This window comes from Rhodococcus sp. IEGM 1354, assembly GCF_030056855.1.
Taxonomy (GTDB): Bacteria; Actinomycetota; Actinomycetes; order Mycobacteriales; family Mycobacteriaceae; genus Rhodococcoides.
Genome location: NZ_JASHKT010000010.1, coordinates 81,809 through 106,414 on the forward strand (window position 1 = coordinate 81,809; position 24,606 = coordinate 106,414).

Consider the following 24,606-nt stretch of genomic DNA (forward strand, 5'->3'; position numbering starts at 1 on the left):
TCTGGCTTCTTCGCCCATTTTCCGCGCGACGGGCCTAACTCCCAGGTCTCGAGTGTCCCGGGTTCGACGCACAGGTTATCGATCACACTCGCGGACGGCTGCGAGTTCACGGTGATACCCATCCACCGAAATGACTCTCGAGAGCCGTAGCGACAGCAATCGTCACGTGGTCATTGCCAGCTGCGGCAGCCACCTGAACGCCGACCGGCAGGCCGCGTTTGTTCAGCCCGAGTGGTACTTCGGTGGCGGTCATGCCGAGCAAGTTGAACAGAGCGGCACCACCGAAAAGCCATGGTCGGCCCAATGTTGCATTGTGCAGCGGTGCCGGGCGCGGTAGCGGCGGATGCATCATCACCCCCTCGCCCACGACTTCTGCTACCTCGTCGGCCAGGTCCGATGCGATCGAGTCGAGCCGACGACCGACCATCTTCGGTGCCGAACCGAGAAGGTGGTCACCCACCATCGCCAATCGAAGTTGAAGACTACTGGCGCGCAACAACGCTGGAGTTCGGTGTGCAGCTCCGGAGACGTCGAACGAATCGAACATTGTCGTAACCGGCGACGGGGCGTGGCGTCGGAGCTCGGCCAGGTAGCTCGACATGAGCCGTCGCATGGCGGGCATCGGTTGCCACTGCACGTCTGCGCCCAGTTCGGCAAGTGCCATGCCAGCGGCATCGCGGGCGTCGCGCAGCGAGCGGTCCATCGGCCGCAGATACGTCGACCCGGTCGGGATCACGACGCGCAAACCGTTCAAGTCGACCGATTCCGTTGATTTGCAACGTGATCCGTCGTCATCGGCGAGAATTCTCAACAGCGGCATCAGATCAGAGGCGCGGCGGGTCATCGGACCCAAGGTTTCCAGACGACTCGACTCGCCGGTCCTGGACACCGACGGGATCTGCTCGTGTGCGGGCACCAGCCCGGGCGATGGTTTGTGGCCGAAGACGCCGCAGAAGAACGAGGGGATACGGATCGAGCCACCGGTGTCGCCGCCCACACCGAAAGGGCTGCCGCCGCCGCCGATCGCGGCCCCCTCGCCGCCGGAGGAACCACCCGACACGCGACGGCGATCGTACGGGTTCGAAGTCCGTCCGTAGACACTGTTTGTGCTTTCGATGCCCAGGCACATCTCGGAGGTGTTCGTGACACCGACGATGATCGCTCCCGCGTTCCTGAGTCGTTGCACGACAAGCGCATCGGACTCGGCTACCACACCTGCGCGACTGGCGAGGCCGGCGGTATGGGGCATCCCTGCCACTGGAATGGACTCTTTGATCGTGCACGGCACCCCAGCCAAGGGGCGATCTGCCGCAGTGGTGGGAGGGCCTGCGTCGACGTGGCCGGCTTCGTCGAGGGCGGCAGCGAACCGGTCCCGCGCGATGGCACCGTCCCCGGCCCGTCGGAGAAGGGTAGCGATGTGCAGTGCGACCACCCGGCGGGAAGTCGTTCGCCCAGACCGAATCGCTTCGGCGAGTTCGATTCCCGACGCCGCGCCGATCCACGAGTCGGTTACTCGCACAACATTGTCCGATGACACTCCCGAAACCCTCTTTTTGTCGTGCAATCGATGCAATTCGTGTACTCCGGTTCCAGGTGTCTGCGACGTCGAGCGCTCTTTCGTGTCGGACCGCGACCTTCAATTCGGCGGGTGACGTCGGTTGCGTCCTCCGAGGGAGCTAGAGGCCAAAATGCCGTTCGACGTCTACCGGGGGGCGTGCGCTCGGGGTGGCCCACCGCGACACACCTGTGGGAAGACACGGGCATAGGTCGCGTAAGGCCGTCAGCGCGAATGTTGCTGCGGTGCGAGTGAATTCCCGGGCGCGATGCGACCGCAGTTCGTCGGTACCGGCTTGTTGTCGAAGCGGTCGATGAGCCACCCGACCGCACCCGGGAACCACAGAGCGGCTCCGGGAATGTGGCTGATGGTGTCGTATTCGTCGTATTGCACGGCCACACCTGCGTCGCAGTACCTGTTCATCAGTGCGCGGACGTCGCCGGCGACCATGATGCCGTCACCGCGGCCGGTACCGATCGGGCCCGGCTGGGTGCCCTCGAGAATCCCGTTGGAGGCCTGCGCGACGAACATCGGGACGGTCGGGACGGGGGCTTGCCCCATGTTGATCTTGTTCACTACCTCGACGTACTCGGGGACGGTGTTCGGGTCCGCGTATTGCGGCTCGACCAGATCGGTCCACCGCAATCCGGGATATTGAAGGAGGACGTTGAGGATGGACGCATCGTTCAGCCGTGCCAGAATTTCGCGGCCGTAGTCGTTGATGTAGGGGTCGAAGTCGATTCCGTACGCGCGTCCGATGCCGATGATGGCCATTCCGACCACTCCGCCCCAGGTGATGCTGCCGCTGGCGTAGCGGAGGTTGTTCGCCGGGTTGACCAGCAAGCCGCCCTGGGCTGCGCCGATGAGATTGTCTGCAATGTCGGGTGCGTAGTCGGCCGCCATGATCGACGCCCAGTTGGTAGCGATGGCACCGCCGGAGTATCCGAGCAGACCGATGCGGGACGTGCCGGTAACGCCGCTTTCCGGTACCTGTTGTGCCGCGCGCAGCGAGTCCAGGGTCATCATTCCGTACTCGGGGCCGGCGGCGAAGTCCGCGGTGGGCCCCTGTGTGTCGGCGAGGACGACGGTGTAGCCCAGAGCCAGGAACGGGGCGATGACCGTGCCTTCTCCGGATACAGCGGAGCCTCCGACACCGACGTTTCGTCCGCTCGGTGTCAGCGACAGCAAGGGTGTGTTACCGGCGATGGCTCGGGACGGGCCGTCGTCGGGGTTAAGCGAGTCGTACGCCGATTGGTAGGAGATGACCTTGTCCGGTTGCGCGTTCGGGGGCCGCAGCACCGAGGTGACGTTGGCAGACGGTCGTCCCTGCGCATCGGTCGATCGGTACAGGATCTGCACGGCGTCGAGTGGGGTCGCCACATTGAGCAGGTGATAGGGGACGGTGCGCACACCGAGAACGGATCCGGGTGCGTAACTCTCCAGGGCGGCCGTGCCGGTGTAGCGGAAGAAGGGGTCGTCGACCGGCTGCGCGGACACCGCCGCTGCTCCGTGGGTGAGGATGGCGGCGGCGGCAAGGCCGACGATCAAGAGCGAACGACTTCTGCGGAGCACGGTGTCACCTGTCTGTTATGTGTCGGGTCGGGGGGGTGCCCACGGCCGGACGTATGTCGTAGGTCACAAAACTTTCCGGTCGGTAAGTTAGCACCGGTCACCCGGATGTCACCCCTGCTTTGTCACCAGGTGATGAACGCCCTACGCAGGGCGGTCCAACGCTATTGCTCCGGCGGAATACCCAGATCACAGTCGGCGCTCACGCGACGCGCCGCCACTTCACTCGACGAGCGGGGGTACTGGGGACGAGCAGTGGTACCGGGGACGAGCAGGGGTATGGGTGAAACGGACGCGATTCATCGCCAAAAGGTCCCCCGCTCGGCGGCTGGTTTCTGCTCGACACACCAGCAGCCACGTACCACCCCCAGGACCAGACAATCCCCACCCTCGCAGGAACCGTCTCAGGAACCACCACCACCGACCGCGACACCGACGATTCGGCAGTCGAGACCGGAGGGGCGCGCCGCCCCTGAGAACACTTACCTCGACGTCACAGCCCGGTAAGAAGCCGTAGTTTGCCAGGGCACCGATATCGGATCACGTGGGTCGCTGCAGCTGACGTAGCTGTAGTGCGGTGTCGAGTGCGAGCCGATGCCACGCACGGCGCGGGTCACGTCCGGTCACCTCCCGTGCCCGTCGGAGCCGGTATCTCAGTGTCTGAGGGTGTACGTGCAGGGCGGCGGCGGCTTCGGTGGCGGTTCCGGTGGCGATGAACGCGGACAGTCCTGCCAGTAGGTGGTTGTGGGCGGGTTCGGTGAGCGTGCCGAGAACGGCGGCGACGACGGCGTTCGTGTCCGCGTACGGCCGGGCGGTGAGCAGGGCCAGCAACTGATTGTCGCCTTCGTCGAGAACGGCACGGTCATCGAACGCGTGCTCGGGTGCTGCGCCGAGTCCGTCGGCGGCCAGTCGGTAGCTGGCGCTGACCTCCGTGATCGGACGACGTGCCACCGCAGAGCCCCGCAGATACCGCTCCGCGCACACCGCGTCGACGTCCGCGAGGTCGACGGCGGCAGGCAGCAGGAACACCGAGCGGTGATCGCGGCGCGTGGCCAACTGCGCGTCTTCCGTTGCGCGGTCGCCGCCGAGCGCACCCAAGACGTTGTCGAGGTCCTCGTGACGGACGGTGTCCGTCGAGTCGGCACGGCCGACGACGAGAACCGTCGGATGGGTGGGCAGGGTGAGGGCGAGCTCTCGCGATCTGTCGGCGAGCGCGCCGGGCGAGTTCTGGCGGCCGGCCAGGAGATCGTCGAGCAGCGCCGACCGGGCGTGCTCACCGTCAGAGGCCAGTCGTTCTCGTGCCGCGGTGTATGCACCGATGATTTCCTCGGAGATGGCATCGATTCCGTCCAACGCGGCGATGCTCAGTTCTGCGATGTCGGCCGGGTCGAGGTCGGCGAGGTGAACGGAGGCAATGTGGCGGATGAACACACTCGACGCCACCCGGTAGGCGCGCAGCACGTCGCTGAGTGGGCGCCCGTCCGAGGCGCGAGCCACACCGATGGCGCGGAACCGCGCCCGGTCGCGATCGTCGAGTTCCGCGGTGTCCGCGTTCCATATCTGCATGAGCCTTCGTAGCGACCAGTATGCGATACCTTCCACGTCGGCCAGCTGGGGACCGTGCAGGTCCCGGTAGGCCGGGATCGCCGCCCTGATCGCCAACACCGCCTCACCGACGACCGAGGACAGTTCGCGTTCGACACGTAGCGCCACAGTTTCGCGTGCCCGAACCATCTACGCACCTACTTTCCTTTTGTCACTCCCTGACAAAAGATATCGCGGCAATAGAGCTTCTCGTTGCCGACTGGCGGGTCAGGTGACCGCAGCGCGCTCGTCTACACCGACCAGCAGTGATATTGCGAGTGAGGGCATCGTCCTGCACCAGTGGGAGCTGCTCACCCATACGTCGAACCACTGAGCTGCGTGCTCGGGCAGGGGACTGCATTGCTTCGGCCAATGTCTCGACGTGCCGGCGGATCATCGCGAATCGCCAGGGCTGCAGCGTCAGCGGACATGTCGCCGCTGATGACTTGCTCGACAATTTCATCGATGCGACTCACGATTCAATACTTCTGCGCCCAGGGTTGATTGGCTGCTCTGCGTAGCCGCATTCCTGTCGCGCCGAACACAGCTTCTGGACAGTTGCTATTCGCTCGTGAAGCGCTGCTCTACTTTCGAGCCGAACCTCCCCTGCCGCTCTCAGCTATGTCCTCAGCGACGGGGCATAGCTTGGATGGAAACACCGCGTCCAGGCCGTTGGGGACATCGACGCTTGAAACGTTGCCCGGGTCTGCACAACAGTCTCTCGCCGCATGTTGTTTGGTTCCATCGACAGTCGAGCGCGCCTAAGGGCATCTCCGACCTATGCGGCGTGCGCACTTCTCGATCGGTCAACAGACGTCCATGCGGTGCTCGATGTCGTCTCACACACCGAACCCGTCGCAATCGGACGTGCATACATTTGACGAAAGCCCCGAACCACTATCGTTTCGGGGCTTTCGTCGTACGAGTGTCAGACGTTCAAATCCTCGTCTCGACGGTTTTTGATCCGTGAGGTCGCAATGAAGGAGACGGCCGCCAGAATCATCAGGTAGATCGAGATGGACATCGAGGTACCCGTGCCCTTGAACAAAGCCTCTGAGATCGTTGGGACGAAGGCTCCACCGAGCACGGTGCCGATGGCGTAGCCGATCGATGCTCCACTGAATCGGACTGCTGCGGGGAACATCTCGGCGTACAGAGCCGGCTGCGGACCGTAGGAGAGTCCGAGTCCGACTGCGAAGAGACCGAGGGCCACGTAGATCCAGTGCAACTCACCGGTGTCGACCAGCAGGAAGAACGGGATGGCGCACAACACCATTGCCGCGTTTCCGACGTTCATGATGGTGGTGCGAGCGTAGCGATCGGACAGATACGCACCGAGGAGGGTGAATATTCCCCAGACTATGGCCGCGAACAGGCTGGCCACCAACACGTCCACCCGAGCGAGTCCGTGTTCACGCGTCGAGTACGCCACGATGAAACCGCCAACGATGATGTACCCGTTGCCGTTGGTGCCGATGAACGACAGCGCGGCCAGCATGACCTGCTTCTTGTTGGTGCGCCACAGTGCACGAACCGGAGTGTGGTTGCGCTCCTTGCGTTCTGCGAGCTCCTTGAACACCGGAGTCTCCTCGACTCGGCGCCGGATGTAGAAGCCGACGAGAATCAGCACGAAGCTGATGAGGAACGGAATGCGCCAGCCCCAGGCCTCGAACTGCTCTTCGCTCAGCAAGCCGGTGCACAGTGCCAAGGTGCCGACCGCGATGAGCATGCCGAGCGGAACACCCATCTGAGTTGCCGCACCGTAGATTCCGCGCTTGCCCTTCGGCGCATGCTCGACGGCCATCAGCGCAGCGCCGCCCCATTCACCGCCGGTGGAGAAGCCCTGGAGGATGCGCAGCAAGATCAGGATGATCGGAGCCCAGATGCCGATGGTCGCGTAGGTGGGCAGCAGTCCCATACCGACGGTGGCGGCACCCATCAGCGTCAGGGTGGCGATGAGCACCTTTTTGCGGCCGATCTTGTCACCGAAGTAGCCCGCCACGATGGCACCGAGAGGCCGGAAGATGAAGCTGATGCCGATGGTGACGTAGGCAACCAGCTGGCCCGCGGTCCCCATCGGTGCGAAGAACAGGTTGGCGAAAATCAAAGACGCTGCCTGCGCGTAGATGAAGAAGTCGTACCACTCGACGGTGGTACCGACCATGCTGGCCATCGCGGCGCGGCGATGCTCACGCGACACCCCGGTAGGCGTCTCGACCTGTGTTGACATCGACTTGTCTCGTTTCGTTCGGGCTCCGGCGCTCGTGAGAGGAAGCGGCAGTTCGGAGTGTCGTGGGGTAGGAACAGCGGCGGACTCGGCAACCGACGAACCGGATAAAACTCACCGTCCATTCGGTCGGTAATTACTGTGACCGGCACCACCGTAGTTTGTCAAGGTGGTCGCGTTCTCTACAGCACAATCGACCCACTTCGTGGGGAATTACCGATCCGAGCCCCTCGCTTCGTCCGGAACGACGCAGACATCGACAGTGACGCCGGTCATACTCGAACTCATGGCCGCACCCACGTCGACTTTCTTTCATCACTCTCCGATCATCGACGACCTGATGCGCGCTCTGGGTACGGATGCGGTGGTCACCGACCCGGATATCCTCGAGAGCTTTCGACACGACGCAGCCGCCCTCTGCGAATCAGCCCTTCCGCTGGCAGCGGTACTGCCGAGCACGGAAGCGCACGTGCAGGCAATCATGAGAATCGCTTCGGCACATCGCATTCCCGTGGTGCCACAGGGAGCGTTGACCGGTCTGGCGGGAGCGGCGAATGCCGGCGTCGGGGTCATCGCCCTCAACACCCGGCGCATGAACGCGATCGTCGAATTGGACGTCGTCAACCGCACTGCCGTCGTGCAACCCGGCGTCACCAACAAAGAGTTGAAAGATGCCGCCCTACAACAAGGACTGACGTACCTCCCCGATCCATCCAGTTGGGAGGCCTCGACGATCGGGGGCAACATCGCCACCAACGCCGGCGGCCTGTGCTGCGTGAAGTACGGCGTCACAGCACGATTCGTCCGTGGCCTGCGAGTCGTACTCGCCGACGGCCGGGCGACGTTCGTCGGTCGACGCACCGTCAAGGGCGTGGCCGGTCTCTCTCTGGCGGAGCTGTTCGTCGGATCCGAGGGCACACTCGGCATCATCACCGAGGCGACCGTCGGCCTCGACTTTCCCGCTGCGACCCCTTTGACCATGGCAGCGACCTTCCCGTCCACCGTCGCGGCGGGAGAGGCGGTGTCACGTATACGTGCCGCTGGTATCACTCCGAGCCTGTTCGAGTTGTTGGACCGCACCACCATCGCCGCCATCGACGCCTACGCGCGGATGGACTTCGGCACCGACGCAGCAGCAGTGTTGATCGCCCAATCCGACATCGGTGCAGGCGCTGTGGAGGAGCTCGAGGCGATTGCCGCACTGTGCACCGAATCCGGTGCGACCGACGTGGCCGTCGCCGAGGACGAGGTCGAATCCGAGCAACTCGTGCAGGCCCGTCGTCTGGCGTACCCGGCGCTCGAGCGTCTCGGTTCACCGTTGGTCGACGATGTGTCCGTTCCCATTTCACACCTCGCCGCGATGATCGACGAGGTGGGCCTGGTTGCGGACCGGCTGGGCATCGTCATCGGCGTCGTCGGCCACGCCGGAGACGGGAACATCCATCCGACGGTGATCGTCGACCCCCTCGATCCCGCGTCATTGGTCAAGGCGCACCGAGCATTCGACGAGATCGCAGCATTCGCTCTCTCACTCGGCGGAACCATCACCGGTGAGCACGGGGTCGGCCTGCTCAAGCGCGATCTACTCGAGACCGAACTCGATCCGGTTGCAGCGGAACTGCAGCGCGGCATCAAGGAATTGCTGGACCCGCACTATCTGCTCAATCCAGGCAAGGTGCTCACCGCTCGCCCCCGAGCCTGAGCGACACCCACACCAGCAACCGCGTGTCCGCCTCGTCGAGATCGAGACCGAACAACTCCTTGGTACGCCGCAGCCGGTAGCGGAAGGTGTTGGGATGCAAATACAGCGATGCCGATGCGGCAGCGACATTGGATTCGTGTGCCAACAGAGCCAGCACCGTCGCGGCGTAGTCGGTGCCTTCCGTGGCATCGCAGGCGAGCATGCGTTCGACGGCAGGCAACGCCAACGACACCTCCGACAGAGCTGCCCCTGCCCTACGCAGCGTGGCGTGGACTCGGACGTCATCGAACAGAACGGTCGGAGAACCGTCTTCGCAGGCGTCGAGCGCCCACTGCGCATGCACTCGTGCAGTCGACGGGCGCTCATCCGGTCCACCGATTGCGAACATCACCGGAATACCGAGGGACGACACGGCCCGGAGTCGAAGATGCTCCAATTCGCCTACTGTGACGGCGCTTTCGGACCTCATCACGAGGTACACGGCGCCGTCGATCACGACAGCACCCGAGTCCTGCTGCTGCCCGAATGTCAGCTCGAGCATCCCTCGCAGTCGTGACGCGGCGGCTTCCGGCCGATCCGACGCCGTCCTGGCCGCCACCACCGTGTACAGCTGCCCATGGGGTGTGACCGCAGCTGGGTCGGTCAGTAACTCACGCGCCCTGGGGCGTTCGATGCCGGCAGCCTGCGCTCGCTGGCTCAACAACGACGCTGCATCAGCTGCTGCCCGTTGCAATGCGGCCACAGCGGTCGGCTCGGGCGGCGACACCCCCGCGGTGGGGACAATGCACCAGATAGAACCGAGATACTCGTCGCCACCGGTTACCGGTACGGCCAGGCGAGGCAGCACGCCGACTACGGCGACGACCCGCACAGCGGAACTGCGCCGGAATTCCTCGTCGGTATGGTGCGCCATGTACTCGGCCGGCACCTGCTTGCCGAGAATTCCGTCGCGTCGCACGTCGTCGATCGGCTGCCCCGGCTCCGACGAATACGCCACCACATAGCCCTGCGGATCCATCACCGACACAGCACCACCCACCGCAGTGGCGGTGGCGTCTGCCAGCGCCGACAGGTCTGCAGTGGTCACCGACTCACAGTACTTCCACGCGCCGGATCGCTAGCGCGCTATCGTGCGACTGTCGCCTCGGAATTCGGCGATCAGCTCGTCTCGGCACGTCACCGATACGTCGTAGATACCGTTGCGGCCGAACCTCGCACGCTCGACGGCGTCGGCGACGAGGACGTCACCGACCTTCGTCGGACGGAGGTACCGGATGTCGCATCGGGCAGCGACGGCCGAATCCTCGTGCGAGTTGCAGGCCATAGCGAACGTCGTATCCGCAAGCAGGAAGACGTATCCGCCGTGAGTGATGGCGTAACCGTTGACCATGTCCTCGGTCACGACCATCGACATTCTCGCGTGACCGGGTGACAGCTCGATCAGTTCGATACCGAGCTTGCGGGACGCGGCATCGACCTCGAACATCTCCCGCGCAATAGGCGAATCGCTCACGGCTGCAGCACCGAACGCTCGTTCTGGGTGAACATCGTGACGCCACCGGTCGCGAAGTTGCGCAGATCCTTGCCTGCCGCTTTCATTTCAAGCGAAGCCAATCCTGCCTTCAGCGATGCCTCGTCCGCGAAGTACAGACTTGCGATTGCGTAGTAGGGCGGCGGGGACTCGTCGAGCGAGTCGAGCGTGCCCCAGGTGAAGTCGACCAGGCCGGGAACTGCCCGAGCGAGGGGCACGTGCACCTCGGCGTAGTGCCGATCGAAGGCGGCAGGGTCCTCGGGCATTCCGTAACAGACGGTTACTCGCACGCTCATGACGCGGCCTCGGGCTTCGCGACGAGAGTGAGTACGTCGTAGGTCGCGACAGGGTCACCGTCCTGGTTGACGACCACTGCATCCCAACGCACCTCGCCGTAATCGGCACTCTGACGCGGGGTGATGAGCTTGGCCGTCAACGTGACCGTCAGCGAATCCTCGGCCTTGACCGGCGTCAGGAAGCGCAGGCTGTCGACGCCGAAGTTCGCCAGGACTGGGCCCGGTGCCGGGTCGACGAACAGCCCTGCGGCCAGCGAGACCACCAGGTATCCGTGCGCCACGATGCCGCCGAACAACGGATTTGCCGCTGCCGCTTCGGGATCGGTGTGCGCGTAGAACGTGTCGCCGGTGAATTCGGCGAAGTGATCGATGTCGGCGCGGGTGACCTGTCGTGGGCCACCGACGATGGTGTCACCCAGTCGCAGTTCGCCGAGGTTCTTGCGGAACGGGTGAACGTCCCCTGTCGTCTGCTTCGCTCCGGTGACCCACTTGTTACCGATGGCCGTCAGGACGTCCGGGGTTCCCTGAATTGCTGTGCGCTGCATGTGGTGCAGGACGCCGCGGATACCGCCGAGTTCTTCACCACCGCCTGCTCGGCCGGGTCCGCCGTGCACCAGTACCGGTAGCGGCGAACCGTGACCGGTCGATTCCTTGGCGTCCTCGGAATTCAGGACCAGGATGCGCCCGTGATACGGAGCGGTGCCCAGCACGATCTCGCGCGCGATGGCCGAATTCTTGGTCACCAGAGATGCGACCAGAGAGCCCTTTCCGCGCGCGACGAGGTCGAGCAGGTCTGCGGTGCTGTCGTAACCGATGACGGTGGAGACGGGCCCGAATGCCTCGATCTCGTGCGGTTCGGGTGCGCTCTTGTCGCCGGCCTTCAACAGGACCGGTGCCATGAAGGCACCGGGCCGTGAATCCACGGTCTCGGGATCACCGAAGACGACGGTGGCCGACTTGATCAGTCCACGAATGGATTTGAGGACCTCGTCGCGCTGGTCGATGCTGGCGAGCGCACCCATGGTGACGCCGTCGTCCTGCGGGTCACCGACGACGACCTTGTCGAGCTTGGCCTTCAGCGCCTCGATGACGGGTTCGACCGAGTCCTGCGGCACCAGCACGCGGCGGATGGCCGTGCACTTCTGGCCGGCTTTGGATGTCATCTCGGTGAAGACACCTTTGACGAACAGATCGAACTCCGGATCACTCTGTGCCACATCGGAACCCAGGATGGAGGCGTTGAGAGAATCGGCTTCTGCGGTGAAATGGAGTCCCTCGCCGACGACGTTGGGGTGGGAGCGCAGGGTCGCAGCGGTATCGGCCGATCCGGTGAAGGCCACCGAGTCCTGGCCGCCGAGGTGGTCGAGGACACCGCGGGCACTGCCGCACAGCAACTGAATTGAACCCTCGGGCAGCAACCCCGACTCGATGATCCGACGAAAGACAAGCTCGGTCAGGTACGCAGTTTGACTGGCGGGCTTGACGATCGAGGGCACGCCCGCAATGAACGCGGGTGCCAGCTTTTCGAGGAAGCCCCAGACGGGGAAGTTGTACGCGTTGATCTGCACGGCGACGCCACGCCGGGAGGTGTAGATGTGCTGACCGAGGAAGGTGCCCTTCTTGCCGAGCTGCTCGATGGCGCCGTCGAGGTAGACCGTCTCGTTGGGGAGTTCGCGTCGAGCCTTGCTCGCATAGCTCAGCACAGTTCCGAAACCGCCGTCGATGTCGACGCCGGAATCGCGGGTGGTGGCTCCGGTGTGCCGGGAGAGTTGGTAGAACTCCTCTTTGCCTGCAAGCAGCGTCAGACCAAGTTGCTTGAGCAGGGCTGCACGCTCGTGGAACGTCAGGGCTGCGAGCGCGGGGCCGCCGACTGTGCGGGCGTAATCGATCATGCCTGCGACGTCGAGACCGCTGGATGACACACGGGCGATCTCACTGCCGTCGACGGCGCTCAGCAGCGGCGTTCCCTCGTCGGTCGCGGAATACCACGTGCCCTGGGCATAGCTTTCCAGAAGTCTGCTCACAACGCCTCCATCTCACCGTACGTTCGGTCGGTAATTACCATCGCCGCCCAACGCCGAGAAGTCAAGACTTGCGTTGCTACGTGCGACGCAGGCCGTCGAAGGTCAGCGCGACCACGGCGTCGGCCAATTCCTCGACGGATCCCCCGGTGCGCGGGCGGTACCACTCTATGAGCGAGTTGACCGTGCCGAAGACGAGCTTGGACGCCAGAGCCGGGTCGACACCGGGACGCAGGTCGCCCTCCTCGGCCGCAGCCACGACGAGCCCGGTGACGAACGTGTCGAATTCACGCCTGCGGGCGAGGGCGCGCCGCTCGACGTCGGTATTGCCGCGTACGCGCAGCAGCAACGTCACGTAGGGCAACTCCGCACACAGGATGTCGACGCTGCGACGCACCAGGTATTCGAGCCGGTCGATGTACCGCCCAGTGGTCGCCCGATCCTCGGTCGTCACGGCGAACAGTGCGTTGAGAGCCCGCGACAGCGCGAGTTCGAGCAACTCGGACTTGCCCGATACGTGGTGGTAGATCGACGACTTGGTGATACCGAGCCGCTTCGCCAGAATCTCCATGCTGGTGCCGTCGTACCCACGGTCGTTGAAGACCTTGACCGCCACGGCCAAGAGGGAATCCAGGTCGTATCCCGGCCGCCCTGGCTGTCCGGTCTTGCGCGGCGCGCGTGCGGTTGTCATTGCCACATCTTCGCAGTCGGCGGACGATTCCACAGCACCACGGGCAGCAGACCTTGCCAAACGACCGAATGTTCGGTTATTAATGACGCAACCGACGAAGGAGTTTCGAAGTGGGCGAAGTATTTCTCGTGGCCGGCGCACGTACCCCGCACGGGCGCTACGGCGGTGCCCTGGCCTCGGTGCGCCCCGACGATCTCGCCGGGCTGGTCGTGGCCGAAGCGGTCCGCAGAGCGGGAGTACCCGTCGATCGAATCGACGAGGTGATTCTGGGTGCGGCCAACCAGGCAGGCGAGGACAATCGCGATGTGGCCAGAATGGCGGTTCTGCTCGCAGGTCTGCCCCAGTCGGTGCCGGGATATACCGTCAATCGCCTGTGCGCGAGCGGACTGACCGCAGTAGCCAACGCCGCGAGCACCATTCGCAGCGGTGAGGCCGACATCATCGTCGCCGGTGGCGTCGAGTCCATGACGCGCGCGCCGTGGGTCATGGCCAAGCCCGGGACGGCGTGGGCCAAGCCCGGCGACATCTTCGATACCTCCCTCGGCTGGCGATTCACCAACCCGACCTTCGCCTCGCACGACGCGGGTACCGACCCCAAGATCACCCTGTCGATGGGCGAGACCGCCGAAGAGGTCGCGCTCAGCGAAGGCATCACCCGTGAAGAGTCCGACGCCTTCGCCTTCCGCAGTCAGCAGCGTGCCATCGCCGCCCAGGATGCCGGGCGCTTCGCCGACGAGATCGTGCCCGTCACGACCAAGAACGGCGAGGTCACCGAGGACGAGACGCCACGGCGCGGAACCACGTTGGACAAGCTCGGCACCCTGAAGACCGTGTTCCGCAAGGGCGGAATCGTCACCGCCGGAACGTCGTCACCGTTCACCGACGGAGCATCGGCGTTGGTGGTGGCGTCGGAAGAAGCCGTGAACACGTACGGCCTCGAGGTTCGCGGCCGCATCGTCACCAGCGCCAGCGCCGGCATCGCGCCGCACATCATGGGGCTCGGGCCGGTGCCCTCCACACAGAAGGCACTCGCCCGCGCAGGATGGTCAACCGAGGACCTCGGAGCCGTCGAGCTCAACGAGGCCTTCGCGGCCCAGTCGCTCGGCGTCATCCGCCAGCTGAAGCTCGATGAGAACCTCGTCAACGCCGACGGCGGGGCCATCGCACTCGGCCACCCTCTCGGCTCGTCGGGTGCACGAATTCTGTTGACGCTGTTGGGCCGCATGGAACGCGAGAAGGCCTCACGTGGCCTTGCGACACTGTGCGTCGGCGTCGGGCAAGGCGTGTCGATGTTGATCGAGGCACCGTGAACACTCTCATCGTCGAGGAGTCGACGGACCGCGTTGTCGTCACCCTGAGTCGCGAGAAGCAGCGCAATGCAATCGATTCCGACATGATCAGCGAGCTGCACGAGGTGTGCGCGCTCGTGGAGCAGGATCCCAAGATCGTGATCCTGACCGGAGCAGGCGAGCATTTTGCCGGCGGTGCCGACATCAACCAGTTGCGGGCCCGCACTCGCGACGACGCACTGCGCGGCATCAACCGAAACCTGTTCGATCGCATTGCAGCATTGCCCCTGCCGACGATCGCAGCCGTCCGCGGATACGCGCTCGGCGGCGGAGCCGAACTGTCCTATGCCTGCGACATTCGCATCGCGTCGTCGACTGCCGTGTTCGGCAATCCCGAACCGGGACTGGGCATCATGGCTGCCGCCGGAGCCAGCTACCGGCTGCCGACGCTGGTGGGCGTCTCCGTCGCGAAGCAGGTGCTTCTCGGTGGCCGGACGCTCGACGCACAGGTGGCACTTCGGTGCGGCCTGGTGCTGGACGTCGTCGACGAGCCGTTGACTGCAGCGCATTCCCTCGCGGATCGCATTGCGAGACAGGCACCACTGGCCCTGAAGCTGACGAAAAAGATTCTCGATGCACCCGGTTCACACCCGTGGGCCGACGACATCGCGCAGGCCGTGCTGTTCGAGACCGAAGACAAACAACGCCGAATGACGGCATTTCTGGAGAAGAAGAAATGACAGTTCCCGTGAAAGTAGCTGTTGTCGGTGGCGGCCGCATGGGTGCGGGTATCGCCCAGGTGTTCGCGGCCCTCGGCTCGAGCGTCGTCATCGCCGAAGCAGCCGACCAGACTGCAGCCCTCGGACGAGTCTCGACCGGGCTGGACCGGGCGCACGAGCGCGGCAAGCTCAGCGAGGACCCCGCTGCGATTCTCGCCCGGGTCTCCACCGTCGCCGGCCCCGGCGATCTTCCTGCCGACCTGGACCTGGTTGTCGAAGCAGTTCCCGAGATCCCGTCGCTCAAGGTCGAGGTACTGGCTCTCGTCGACAAGATCGCCGGGCCCGACACGGTCATCGCGTCGAACACGAGCTCGATCTCTATCGCGGAACTCGGCGCAGCACTGAGCGATCCGAGCCGCTTCATCGGGATGCACTTCTTCAACCCGGTTCCGGCGTCGACTCTCGTCGAGATCGTGCGCGCTCCGGCCACTTCCGCAGACGTAGTGCAGCGAGTACAGCAGTGGGTGTCGCTCCTGGGCAAAACCGAGGTGCTCGTCAACGACTCCCCCGGCTTCGCGACCTCCCGGCTCGGGGTCTGCCTCGGGCTCGAAGCCATCCGGATGCTGGAGGAAGGCGTCGCCGACGCCGAATCGATCGACCGCGCCATGGAACTCGGCTACAAACACCCGATGGGCCCGTTGCGGTCGACCGACCTCGTCGGGTTGGACGTTCGGCTCGCCATCGCAGAACACCTGGCGTCGACCCTCGGCGACAGGTTCACTCCCCCGCAGTTGTTGCGAGACATGGTTGCTCGCGGCGACATCGGACGCAAGTCCGGTCGCGGCTTTCACGATTGGACGAACGCATGACGGTACGGTTCGACGTCACCGACGGCCTGGCGACCATCACCCTCGCGCGCTCCGAGGCACACAACGCCCTCGACGTCGCGACGAAGGTCGCGCTGACCGAGGCCGTCCAGAACGCGGCCGCACCCGAGGTGCGTGCTGTGCTCATCACCGCCGAGGGCAAGAACTTCTGCGTCGGCCAGGATCTGGGCGAGCACGTCACCGCGCTCGAAGCCGACCCGGCGACGGCGATGGACACCGTCGGTGAGCACTACAACCCGGTTATCCGAGGACTCGCAGCGCTCGCGGTGCCGATCGTCGTCGCCATCCCCGGCGCATGCGTCGGGGCAGGTCTGGGGATCTCGCTCGCCGGAGATATCCGGGTCGCCGGCACCAAGTCGTCGTTCGCAACGGCGTTCACCGGCATCGCCCTGGCCAGCGACTCGGGATTGAGCTACTCGTTGGTGGAGGCACTGGGGTCGAGCCGGGCCGCCGGATTGATGCTGCTCGGAGACAAGGTCACCGCCGCGCAGGCCCTCGACTGGGGCCTGGTGCATCGCGTCGTCGACGATGCCGACGTTCTCGAGACCGCGCGCACGCTGGCCACAACGCTCGCTGCGGGACCCACCCTGGCGTACAAGCAGGTCAAGTCGTTGATCGCGCAGTCCGGACTATCCGACGCACTGGACCGCGAGGCCCAGGCGCAAACCGCTCTGGGCCAGACCGCCGACCATAAGGCCGCCGTCGATGCCTTCCTGGCGAAGAAGAAAGCCTCCTTCGTCGGCATGTGAGTGGAAACTCGACCCCTGCTACGAACTTCCGCGCACGTGCGGCGAAGCCGCTCTCGCCGCTCTTGTGCGCGGGGTCACTTCCAGGCATACTGGTTACCAACCGATCATTCGGTAATGAAAGTAGGACTTATGACCACGTCAAACACCTTGTCCGCCGAGACGCTGCAGGACGGGTTCGACGACACCGTCGCCCGTGAACAGCGCGTCGAGCCCCGCGACTGGATGCCTGACGGCTACCGCAAATCGCTCATCCGCCAGATCGCTCAGCACGCGCACTCCGAGATCATCGGTATGCAGCCGGAGGGCAACTGGCTCACCCGTGCGCCGTCGCTACGCCGCAAAGCGATCCTGATGGCCAAGGTCCAGGACGAAGCCGGCCACGGCCTCTACCTGTACTCCGCAGCGGAGACGCTCGGAGCGGATCGTGCCGACCTGACGGTCAAGCTCATCGAGGGCAAGCAGAAGTACTCCTCGATCTTCAACTACCCCACCCTCACGTACGCCGACGTGGGCACCATCGGCTGGCTCGTCGACGGCGCAGCGATCTGCAACCAGGTTCCCCTGTGTCGCAGCAGCTTCGGGCCGTACGCGCGCGCGATGATCCGCGTCTGCAAGGAAGAATCCTTCCACCAGCGCCAGGGCTACGAATTGCTGGCAACCATGATGGGCGGCACCGACGAACAGCGCGCCATGGTTCAGGAATCGGTGAACCGCTGGTGGTGGCCGGCACTGATGATGTTCGGCCCGCCGGACGACGAGTCCCCCAACACCGAGCAGTCCATGAAGTGGGGCATCAAGCGCCACACCAATGACGAACTGCGCCAACGCTTCGTCGACATGTCGATCCCGCAGGCGAAGGCGCTGGGCGTCACGTTCCCGGACCCGGATCTGAAGTGGAACGAGGAGCGCAAGTCACACGATTTCGGCGAGCCCGACTGGTCCGAGTTCATGCAGGTGATCAAGGGCAATGGTGCCTCCAACGTCGAGCGCATCGCGAACCGACGAGCAGCGCACGACGGCGGTGCCTGGGTCCGTGAGGCCGCAACCGCATTCGCCGAAAGGAACGCAGCATCATGACCGAGTTCACCGCCGAGGGCGGCCACGGAGCAGTGCCCACCGAGGGTGTTCCGGTCGAGCCGAAACGGGAAGCAGTCAAGGCTGATTGGCCGCTGTACGAGGTGTTCCTGCGCGGCAAGCGCGGCCTGAACCACGTGCATGTCGGATCGCTCCACGCTGCCGACGACCACATGGCCCTGCGGCATGCTCGCGACGTCTACACCCGCCGCAACGAAGGCGTCAGCATCTGGGTGGTTCCGTCCAACTCGATCGTCGCATCGTCGCCGTCGGAGAAGGATCCGTTCTTCGCGCCGAGTGGTGACAAGGTCTACCGCCACCCGACGTTCTACGAGATCCCCGACAACGTCCCCCACATGTGAGACCCATACTTCAAGAGGACAAGCACTCATGACCGATCACGACAGCGCCTACGAGGGCCTCGTCGACGAGGATTCGCACGGGCAGTGGGCATTCGGGACGAGTTTCGACGACCCGCTCGCCGGAGTCGATACCACCGTTCCCGACGACGTCGACCTGAAAGCCCTTGCCGCGTACTGCCTCATGCTCGGTGACGATGCGCTGATCAGCTCCCAGCGCCTCGCCGAATGGAGCACTCGGGCACCGGAACTGGAAGAAGAGGTGGCGCTGGCGAACGTCGGCCTCGACCTCCTCGGCCAGGCCCGGCTGCTGCTGGCCCGCGCCGCCAAAGCCGATCCGACGGTGGTGCCGTTCATCTCGGACACCTCGCCCGCACCCTCGGAAGATGCGCTGGCGTTCTTCCGCGACGAGGCAGACTTCCGCAACGTTCGGCTCACAGAGCTCGACAACGGCGATTTCGCGAAGTCGCAGGTTCGCCTGCTGGTGTTCTCGACGTGGCGGCTCGCCGTCTTCACTCGCCTGCAGGAATCCCGCGATCCTGTTCTCGCCGCGGTCGCGAACAAGGGCGTCAAAGAGTTGACCTATCACCGCGACTACGCTGCCCGCTGGGTCGTCACCCTGGGCTGTGGCACGGACGAATCGAAGCGACGCGTCCGCGACGCCGTGACCAGAATCTGGCCGTACGTCTCGGAATTGTTCATCCCGACGGACGAGGAGATAGCACTGGCAGAGGTCGGCGTCGGCGTCGACCCCCGGGATGTTCGCGAGGAGTTCGATTCCGTTCTTGCGCAGGTTCTACATGCCGCGGAACTCGACGCACCCGAGGGAAAGTCCGTGGGCACCATCGGCGGCCGAGGTGGTCGTCGCGGCATCCACACCGAGGCGTTCGGACCCCTGATCGCCGAGATGCAGGTCGTGGCGAGAGCGCATCCGGAGGGGGTCTGGTGACAACGATGGAACTTTCGGCTCGCGACATCGCAGCCACCGTCATGGATCCCGAGATGCCACTGCTTACCCTCGACGACCTTGGGGTTCTGCGCGACGTCGAGGTACGCGAGAACGGCAGTGTGCTCGTCACGATCACTCCGACGTACTCCGGATGTCCCGCCATGGCGACGATGCGCGACGACATTGCCCACAAGCTCCAGGATCACGGGTACGCGAATGTCGAGATCGTCACCAGCCTCTCCCCCGCGTGGAGTACCGACTGGATCTCCGAGGACGGCCTGCGCAAGCTTCGCGAATCCGGTTACTCGACTCCAGGTCCGGCCCCGGAGCGTACTTCCGGCCCGGTTGCGCTGACCCTCACTGTCAAACCCCGTCAGCTCACCTGCCCGCAGTGCAGTTCCATCAACACTCGGCTCACATCCGAATTCGGCGCAACCCTGTGCAAGGCCCAGTACCGGTGCGACGACTGCCTCGAACCCTTCGACCACGTGAAGGAAATCTGATGACCGTCACCGCCGAACCCGTTCAGAAGAATCTGCGCAACAAGCCTTTTCATTCACTGACCGTTGCCGACGTGGAATCCCTCTGCGACGACGCCGTTGCTGTCACCTTCGACGTCCCGGAAGAATTGCGCGAAGAGTTCGACTTCCGGCCGGGCCAGTCGCTGATGCTCAGCCGCACGATAGACGGCGTCGAGCACCGCCGCTCTTACTCCATCTGCGCCCCGGCCGGTGCGCGTCCCCGCGTCGGTGTCCGCGAGGTGTCCGACGGTCTGTTCTCCTCCTGGCTCGTTCACGACGTCAGAGCAGGCGACCGCATCGACGTGCAGGGCCCGAGCGGCACCTTCCACGCCGATCCGGCCCAGGCCGGCAGGCACGTGCTCATCGCCGCCGGTTCCGGTATCACCCCGATGTTGTCGATTGCGGCGTCCGTTCTGGCGAATCCCGACTCCGAAGTGGTTCTGCTGTACGGCAATCGCCGGACGCGAACGGTGATGTTCGCCGAGGAGATCGCCGACCTGAAGGATCAGTACGGCAGTCGATTCGACGTCATTCACGTACTGTCTCGCGAGCCACGGGAAGTCGAATTGTTCAGCGGCAGGCTCGATGCCGACCGGCTACGCGAGATACTCGACACCGTCGTCGCAACCCCGGACATCGACCACTTCTGGTTGTGCGGTCCGTTCGGGATGGTCAACGACGCGCAGGACGTTCTGAAGGAACTCGGCGTCGCGAAGAGCAGCATTCACCACGAACTGTTCTACGTCGACGATGTCCCCCCGCCTCAGGAGCAGCACCGCGAGCCGGGTATCACCGGCCCGAGCAGTGAGGTCACGATCATCCTCGATGGCCGCGAAGTGAAAGGTGCACTGCCGCAGAACGAGTCGATACTCGATTCGGCCGAGCAGCTGCGCTCGGATCTCCCTTTCGCATGCAAGGGCGGAGTGTGTGGCACGTGCCGCGCGAAGGTGACCTTCGGTGAGGTCGACATGCGTCGCAACTACGCGCTCGAAGACAACGAAGTCGACGCCGGCTTCGTGCTCACCTGCCAGACCTTCCCACTCAGCGACACCGTCACCGTCGACTTCGACGCCTGATCCCCCGGAGACTGCCATGACCAGCGTCTTGTCTACCCCCACCGACACACCGGACATCGAGTTCGCCTCTCGGGACCGCATTTCCACGCTGCAGTTGGAGCGCCTGCGATGGTCGCTGCAGCACGCGTACGACAACGTTCCGCACTACACGAAGGCCTTCGACGACGCCGGGGTGCACCCGACCGATCTGAAGGACCTGTCGGATCTGGCGAAGTTCCCGTTCACCGCCAAGAAGGATCTGCGGGAGAACTACCCCTTCGGGATGTTCGCGGTTCCGCAGGACAAGGTCTCGCGCATTCACGCGTCCTCGGGCACCACCGGCCGTCCCACTGTCGTCGGTTACACCGCGAACGACATCAGCAACTGGGCCGACCTCATCGCCCGCAGCCTCCGCGCCGGTGGCGTCAAGCCGTCGGACAAGGTGCACGTGGCCTACGGGTACGGCCTCTTCACCGGCGGACTCGGCGCGCACTACGGCGCAGAACGTCTGGGCTGCACCGTCATTCCGATGTCCGGCGGCATGACCGATCGTCAGATCCAGCTCATCGAGGACTTCGAGCCCGACGCCATCATGGTCACGCCGTCGTACATGCTCACGATCGTCGACGCGATGGTCAAGAAGGGCATCGATCCGGCGAAGACCTCGCTGAAAACCGGCGTCTTCGGCGCGGAGCCCTGGACCGAGGAGATGCGCAAGGAGATCGAGAAGACTCTCGACATGGACGCCGTCGACATCTACGGCCTGTCCGAGGTCATGGGACCGGGCGTCGCGATGGAATGCGTCGAAACCAAGGACGGGCTCCATATTTGGGAGGATCATTTCTACCCGGAGGTCATCGACCCGGTGACCGGCGAGGTTCTGCCCGACGGCGAGGAGGGTGAATTGGTGTTCACGTCCTTGTCGAAGGAAGCGATGCCGATCATTCGTTACCGCACCCGCGATCTGACGCGTCTGCTGCCGGGCACGGCTCGCACGATGCGTCGGATGCAGAAGGTCACCGGCCGCACCGACGACATGATCATTCTGCGCGGAGTCAATCTCTTCCCGACGCAGATCGAGGAATTGATCCTGACGGTTCCCGTTCTGGCACCCCAGTTCCAGTGTGTGCTCGAGCGTGCCGGACGCATGGACTCACTGACCGTCCTCGTCGAAGCCCGACCCGAGGCCTCGCTCGACACGCATCCGATTGCCGCAGCAACGCTGAAAAAGCTGGTCAAGGACCGGATCGGCGTCAGCGTCGCGGTCGACGTCGTCGCACCGGCGGCCCTCGAGCGTTCCATCGGTAAGGCCCGCCGTCTGATCGACAACCGTCCGACCGTATGACATGAGCCCGGTGGCACAGGATTTCGAGCAATGGCGCGAGAACGTCTCGACGGCGTTCGTGCCGCTCGACGCTGTGTCCACCGGGCCGTCGTCGTTCCAGGGCACCCTGGTGTCGTCGACGCTCGGGGCGCTGCAACTGAGCGAGGTGACCGGCCGGGAGGTCGATGTCAGGCGCACACGCGCGACCATCCGGCGGTCCGACCCCGGATCGATCAAGGTGGGTCTGCAGCTGACGGGGTGCGGCACGATCGTCCAGAACGAGCGCGAGGCCGTGCTCCATCCTGGCGACTTCGCGGTCTACGACACCAGCGCCCCTTACGATCTGCACTTCGCCGGGGACTTCGAGATGTTCGTGGTGATGTTTTCACGCGACGCACTCCGCATCGATTCCCGTGACTTGACGACCGTCGCCGCGCGTCGCATCGAGGGCGATCACGGCGTCGGCGCGCTGGTTTCGCCGTTCCTGTTCAATTTGCGCCGCAACGCCGCCGACGGAACCCTGCCGACGACACCGATGCTCGAGAACGCCGTCCTCGATCTGCTCTGCGCCGCCCTCGACGACGCGGCTCCCCACGACGCGCCGGGATCCACACTCCTGATCGAGGCCAAGAGTCTCGTCGAATCGGACCTGTCCGATCCCACGCTGTCCACGGCGTCCATCGCTGCGCGACTGCATATTTCGACGCGCTACTTGCAGAAGCTCTTCGAGCAGGACGGTCGCACGGTGGCCGGCTGGATCAGATCCAGGCGACTGGATCGGTGCCACCGCGACCTACGTGACCCTCGTTTCGCCGCAGACAGCATCGGAACCATCTGCGCGCGCCACGGTTTGATCGATTCCTCGAACTTCTCGAAGCTGTTCAAGGAGACATACGGTATGTCGCCGCGGGAGTATCGCGCCGGGTGAGAGCGCACGCCGCCCTCACCCGACCACGAACTACTTTCCGAGGATCAGATCCGAGGCCCGCTCACCGACCATGATGGACGGCGCGTTGGTGTTGCCCGACGGCACCGTGGGCATGATCGACGCGTCCGCCACGCGCAATCCCTCGACCCCGCGGACCCGAAGGTCCGCTCCCACAACGGCATCGGAGTCCGACTCGGCTCCCATCTTGCAGGTACCGACCTGGTGGTGGTACGTACCGGCAGTTTGTCGGACGTACGCCCGCAGGTCGTCGCGGGTGCGGGCGCTCGGTCCCGGAACCACCTCCGCCTTACGCCACGGCGCGAAGGCATCGGAGGCACCGATCTCCCGGCAGATCTCTACCGCGTCGACCATCGCTTCGAGGTCGTACGGATCGGCCAGGATGTTCGGATCCGCCAGCGGCAGTTCATTCGGATCCGAGGACGCCAGTCGCAGCGTGCCACGCGAGCGCGGAGCCACGATTCCCGGAGCGATCGTGTAGCCGTTCTCCGGCACCGGGTATCCGTCAGCGGGGTAGGGAATGTGCATGAACAGGGGCTGCAGATCGGGTGCGGCACCGGCCCATCCGGTACTGCGGGCGTACAGCTGCGCTTCGAGCAGGTTGTTCGTACCGGCTGCGAGCGGCTCGAGGGACTCGTAGATGTTGCTCAGCAGCAGGTGATCGTGCAGGTTCTCGCCTACCCCCGGCAGGTCGACGACGGTGTCGATTCCCAGTTCAGCCAAATGTCTGGACGGGCCGATTCCACTGAGCAGCAGGGTCTTCGGAGAGCCGAGGGCTCCGCCGCACAGGATGACCTCGTGATCGGCGAACGCTCGCTCCAGCTCGCCATCTCCGCGGCTGTATTCGATGCCCACCGCTCGGCCGTTCTCGAGCACCACACGGTGCACGAGAGCGCCGGTGGTCAACGTCAGGTCGGGATAGTCGAGCACCGGGCCGACGAAACTCTTCCAGGCGCTCATCCGCTCACCGTCGCGCGTGGTGGTGTGGTTGTAGCCGGCACCGACCATCTCGTCGGCGTTGAAGTCGTCGATGAGCTTGTGCCCGTGCTCGACGGCCGCGTCGACGAAGGCTGCCGCCAGCGGATGCGGGGTACCCATGATGGACACCGGCAGTGGGCCGTCACCGCCGTGGAACTCGTTGGCACCGAGCTCGTGTGACTCCGAACGCTTGAACAGCGGCAGCACGTTCTCCCACGACCATCCGGCGTCACCGCTGGCCGATGCCCACCCGTCGTAATCGCTGGAATGCCCACGTACGTATATCATTCCGTTGAGGGACGAGCTGCCACCGAGGACGCGTCCGCGTGGCCAGAAGATTTGCCGATCGTTGGCGTGCTTCTGCGGGGTGGTGAACAGTCCCCAGTCCTGCGAGCCACCCAACAGCGTCGGCCAGCCCTGCGGTGAGTGGATCGCCGGATCGGTGTCCACGGGACCGGCCTCGATCACGTGGACGGTGTGTCCCGCGTCGAGGAGCCTTCTGGCGATGACGCTTCCGGCTGATCCTGCTCCCACTACGATGTAATCCGTCGACATGCGCTGCCTCTTCCTGTTGTGACCG

Annotated in this window: 22 protein-coding genes; 12 read left to right on the forward strand and 10 right to left on the reverse strand. The window is 64.6% G+C overall.

From position 1 onward, the window contains the following. Positions 1-106: 106 nt before the first annotated feature. From QM588_RS20385 to QM588_RS20400, 4 genes are all read right to left on the reverse strand, one after another. On the reverse strand, positions 107-1,519 hold the full coding sequence (locus tag QM588_RS20385; RefSeq protein WP_222075867.1) for an amidase: 1,413 nt from the start codon (positions 1,517-1,519) through the stop codon (positions 107-109). A gap of 261 nt (positions 1,520-1,780) precedes the next feature. After that, the gene (locus tag QM588_RS20390) at positions 1,781-3,127 is read right to left on the reverse strand and encodes a lipase family protein (protein WP_032400662.1); all 1,347 of its coding nucleotides are present in this window, start codon (positions 3,125-3,127) and stop codon (positions 1,781-1,783) included. A gap of 537 nt (positions 3,128-3,664) precedes the next feature. Further along, the gene (locus tag QM588_RS20395) at positions 3,665-4,858 is read right to left on the reverse strand and encodes a PucR family transcriptional regulator (RefSeq protein WP_032400661.1); all 1,194 of its coding nucleotides are present in this window, start codon (positions 4,856-4,858) and stop codon (positions 3,665-3,667) included. A gap of 778 nt (positions 4,859-5,636) precedes the next feature. Beyond that, positions 5,637-6,938, reverse strand: coding sequence for an MFS transporter (locus QM588_RS20400; protein WP_283316061.1), 1,302 nt, complete (start codon positions 6,936-6,938; stop codon positions 5,637-5,639). Between the two features lie 283 nt (positions 6,939-7,221). On the opposite strand from QM588_RS20400, the gene QM588_RS20405 reads away from it, so the two are divergent. After that, the gene (locus tag QM588_RS20405; protein ID WP_283316063.1) at positions 7,222-8,637 is read left to right on the forward strand and encodes an FAD-binding oxidoreductase; all 1,416 of its coding nucleotides are present in this window, start codon (positions 7,222-7,224) and stop codon (positions 8,635-8,637) included. Here the strand turns inward: QM588_RS20405 and QM588_RS20410 are convergent. From QM588_RS20410 to QM588_RS20430, 5 genes are all read right to left on the reverse strand, one after another. Beyond that, positions 8,615-9,724, reverse strand: coding sequence for a PucR family transcriptional regulator (locus tag QM588_RS20410; protein ID WP_283316065.1), 1,110 nt, complete (start codon positions 9,722-9,724; stop codon positions 8,615-8,617). The two genes, QM588_RS20405 and QM588_RS20410, sit on opposite strands and share 23 nt — an antisense overlap. 30 nt (positions 9,725-9,754) lie before the next feature. Further along, positions 9,755-10,123 (reverse strand): hydroxyphenylacetyl-CoA thioesterase PaaI, encoded by a 369-nt coding sequence (gene paaI, locus QM588_RS20415; RefSeq protein ID WP_045841663.1) that lies wholly within the window; start codon positions 10,121-10,123, stop codon positions 9,755-9,757. 23 nt (positions 10,124-10,146) lie between these two features. Continuing rightward, complete coding sequence (locus QM588_RS20420; protein WP_283316066.1) at positions 10,147-10,464, reverse strand: EthD family reductase; 318 nt, start codon at positions 10,462-10,464, stop codon at positions 10,147-10,149. Beyond that, on the reverse strand, positions 10,461-12,488 hold the full coding sequence (gene paaZ, locus QM588_RS20425) for a phenylacetic acid degradation bifunctional protein PaaZ (protein WP_283316068.1): 2,028 nt from the start codon (positions 12,486-12,488) through the stop codon (positions 10,461-10,463). Before paaZ ends, QM588_RS20420 begins: the two co-directional genes overlap by 4 nt. Positions 12,489-12,564: 76 nt before the next feature. After that, on the reverse strand, positions 12,565-13,176 hold the full coding sequence (locus QM588_RS20430) for a TetR/AcrR family transcriptional regulator (protein ID WP_027494651.1): 612 nt from the start codon (positions 13,174-13,176) through the stop codon (positions 12,565-12,567). A gap of 110 nt (positions 13,177-13,286) precedes the next feature. Between QM588_RS20430 and QM588_RS20435 the strand changes: the two genes are divergently transcribed. The 11 genes from QM588_RS20435 to QM588_RS20485 all read left to right on the forward strand — a co-directional run bounded on the left by QM588_RS20435 (position 13,287) and on the right by QM588_RS20485 (position 23,030). Further along, a complete protein-coding gene (locus QM588_RS20435) occupies positions 13,287-14,486 on the forward strand; it encodes a thiolase family protein (RefSeq protein WP_283316073.1) in 1,200 nt (399 codons plus the stop codon). Continuing rightward, positions 14,483-15,205, forward strand: coding sequence for an enoyl-CoA hydratase/isomerase family protein (locus QM588_RS20440; protein ID WP_032373300.1), 723 nt, complete (start codon positions 14,483-14,485; stop codon positions 15,203-15,205). Before QM588_RS20435 ends, QM588_RS20440 begins: the two co-directional genes overlap by 4 nt. Continuing rightward, positions 15,202-16,053 carry a 3-hydroxyacyl-CoA dehydrogenase family protein gene (locus tag QM588_RS20445; protein WP_283316077.1) on the forward strand — a complete coding sequence of 284 codons (852 nt, stop codon included), beginning with the start codon at positions 15,202-15,204 and terminating at the stop codon, positions 16,051-16,053. Before QM588_RS20440 ends, QM588_RS20445 begins: the two co-directional genes overlap by 4 nt. After that, positions 16,050-16,820: an enoyl-CoA hydratase/isomerase family protein gene (locus QM588_RS20450; RefSeq protein ID WP_283316079.1), complete on the forward strand. Its 771-nt coding sequence runs from the start codon at positions 16,050-16,052 to the stop codon at positions 16,818-16,820. The genes QM588_RS20445 and QM588_RS20450 overlap by 4 nt, the downstream gene beginning before the upstream one ends. Positions 16,821-16,949: 129 nt before the next feature. After that, complete coding sequence (gene paaA, locus QM588_RS20455; RefSeq protein WP_283316080.1) at positions 16,950-17,897, forward strand: 1,2-phenylacetyl-CoA epoxidase subunit PaaA; 948 nt, start codon at positions 16,950-16,952, stop codon at positions 17,895-17,897. Further along, on the forward strand, positions 17,894-18,256 hold the full coding sequence (paaB, locus tag QM588_RS20460; RefSeq protein WP_032404451.1) for a 1,2-phenylacetyl-CoA epoxidase subunit PaaB: 363 nt from the start codon (positions 17,894-17,896) through the stop codon (positions 18,254-18,256). The genes paaA and paaB overlap by 4 nt, the downstream gene beginning before the upstream one ends. Before the next feature lie 28 nt (positions 18,257-18,284). Further along, positions 18,285-19,202 (forward strand): 1,2-phenylacetyl-CoA epoxidase subunit PaaC, encoded by a 918-nt coding sequence (gene paaC / locus QM588_RS20465; protein WP_283316083.1) that lies wholly within the window; start codon positions 18,285-18,287, stop codon positions 19,200-19,202. A 5-nt stretch (positions 19,203-19,207) separates the two neighbouring features. Next, positions 19,208-19,705: a 1,2-phenylacetyl-CoA epoxidase subunit PaaD gene (gene paaD, locus QM588_RS20470; protein WP_283316086.1), complete on the forward strand. Its 498-nt coding sequence runs from the start codon at positions 19,208-19,210 to the stop codon at positions 19,703-19,705. Then, positions 19,705-20,799 (forward strand): 1,2-phenylacetyl-CoA epoxidase subunit PaaE, encoded by a 1,095-nt coding sequence (gene paaE, locus QM588_RS20475; protein WP_283316087.1) that lies wholly within the window; start codon positions 19,705-19,707, stop codon positions 20,797-20,799. The genes paaD and paaE overlap by 1 nt, the downstream gene beginning before the upstream one ends. A 16-nt stretch (positions 20,800-20,815) precedes the next feature. Next, positions 20,816-22,123, forward strand: coding sequence for a phenylacetate--CoA ligase PaaK (gene paaK, locus QM588_RS20480; RefSeq protein ID WP_283316088.1), 1,308 nt, complete (start codon positions 20,816-20,818; stop codon positions 22,121-22,123). A 1-nt stretch (position 22,124) separates the two neighbouring features. Then, positions 22,125-23,030: a helix-turn-helix domain-containing protein gene (locus tag QM588_RS20485; RefSeq protein WP_283316090.1), complete on the forward strand. Its 906-nt coding sequence runs from the start codon at positions 22,125-22,127 to the stop codon at positions 23,028-23,030. Between the two features lie 30 nt (positions 23,031-23,060). Here QM588_RS20485 and QM588_RS20490 read toward each other — a convergent pair whose 3' ends face one another. Continuing rightward, positions 23,061-24,581 (reverse strand): GMC family oxidoreductase, encoded by a 1,521-nt coding sequence (locus QM588_RS20490; protein WP_283316092.1) that lies wholly within the window; start codon positions 24,579-24,581, stop codon positions 23,061-23,063. Positions 24,582-24,606 lie beyond the last annotated feature (25 nt).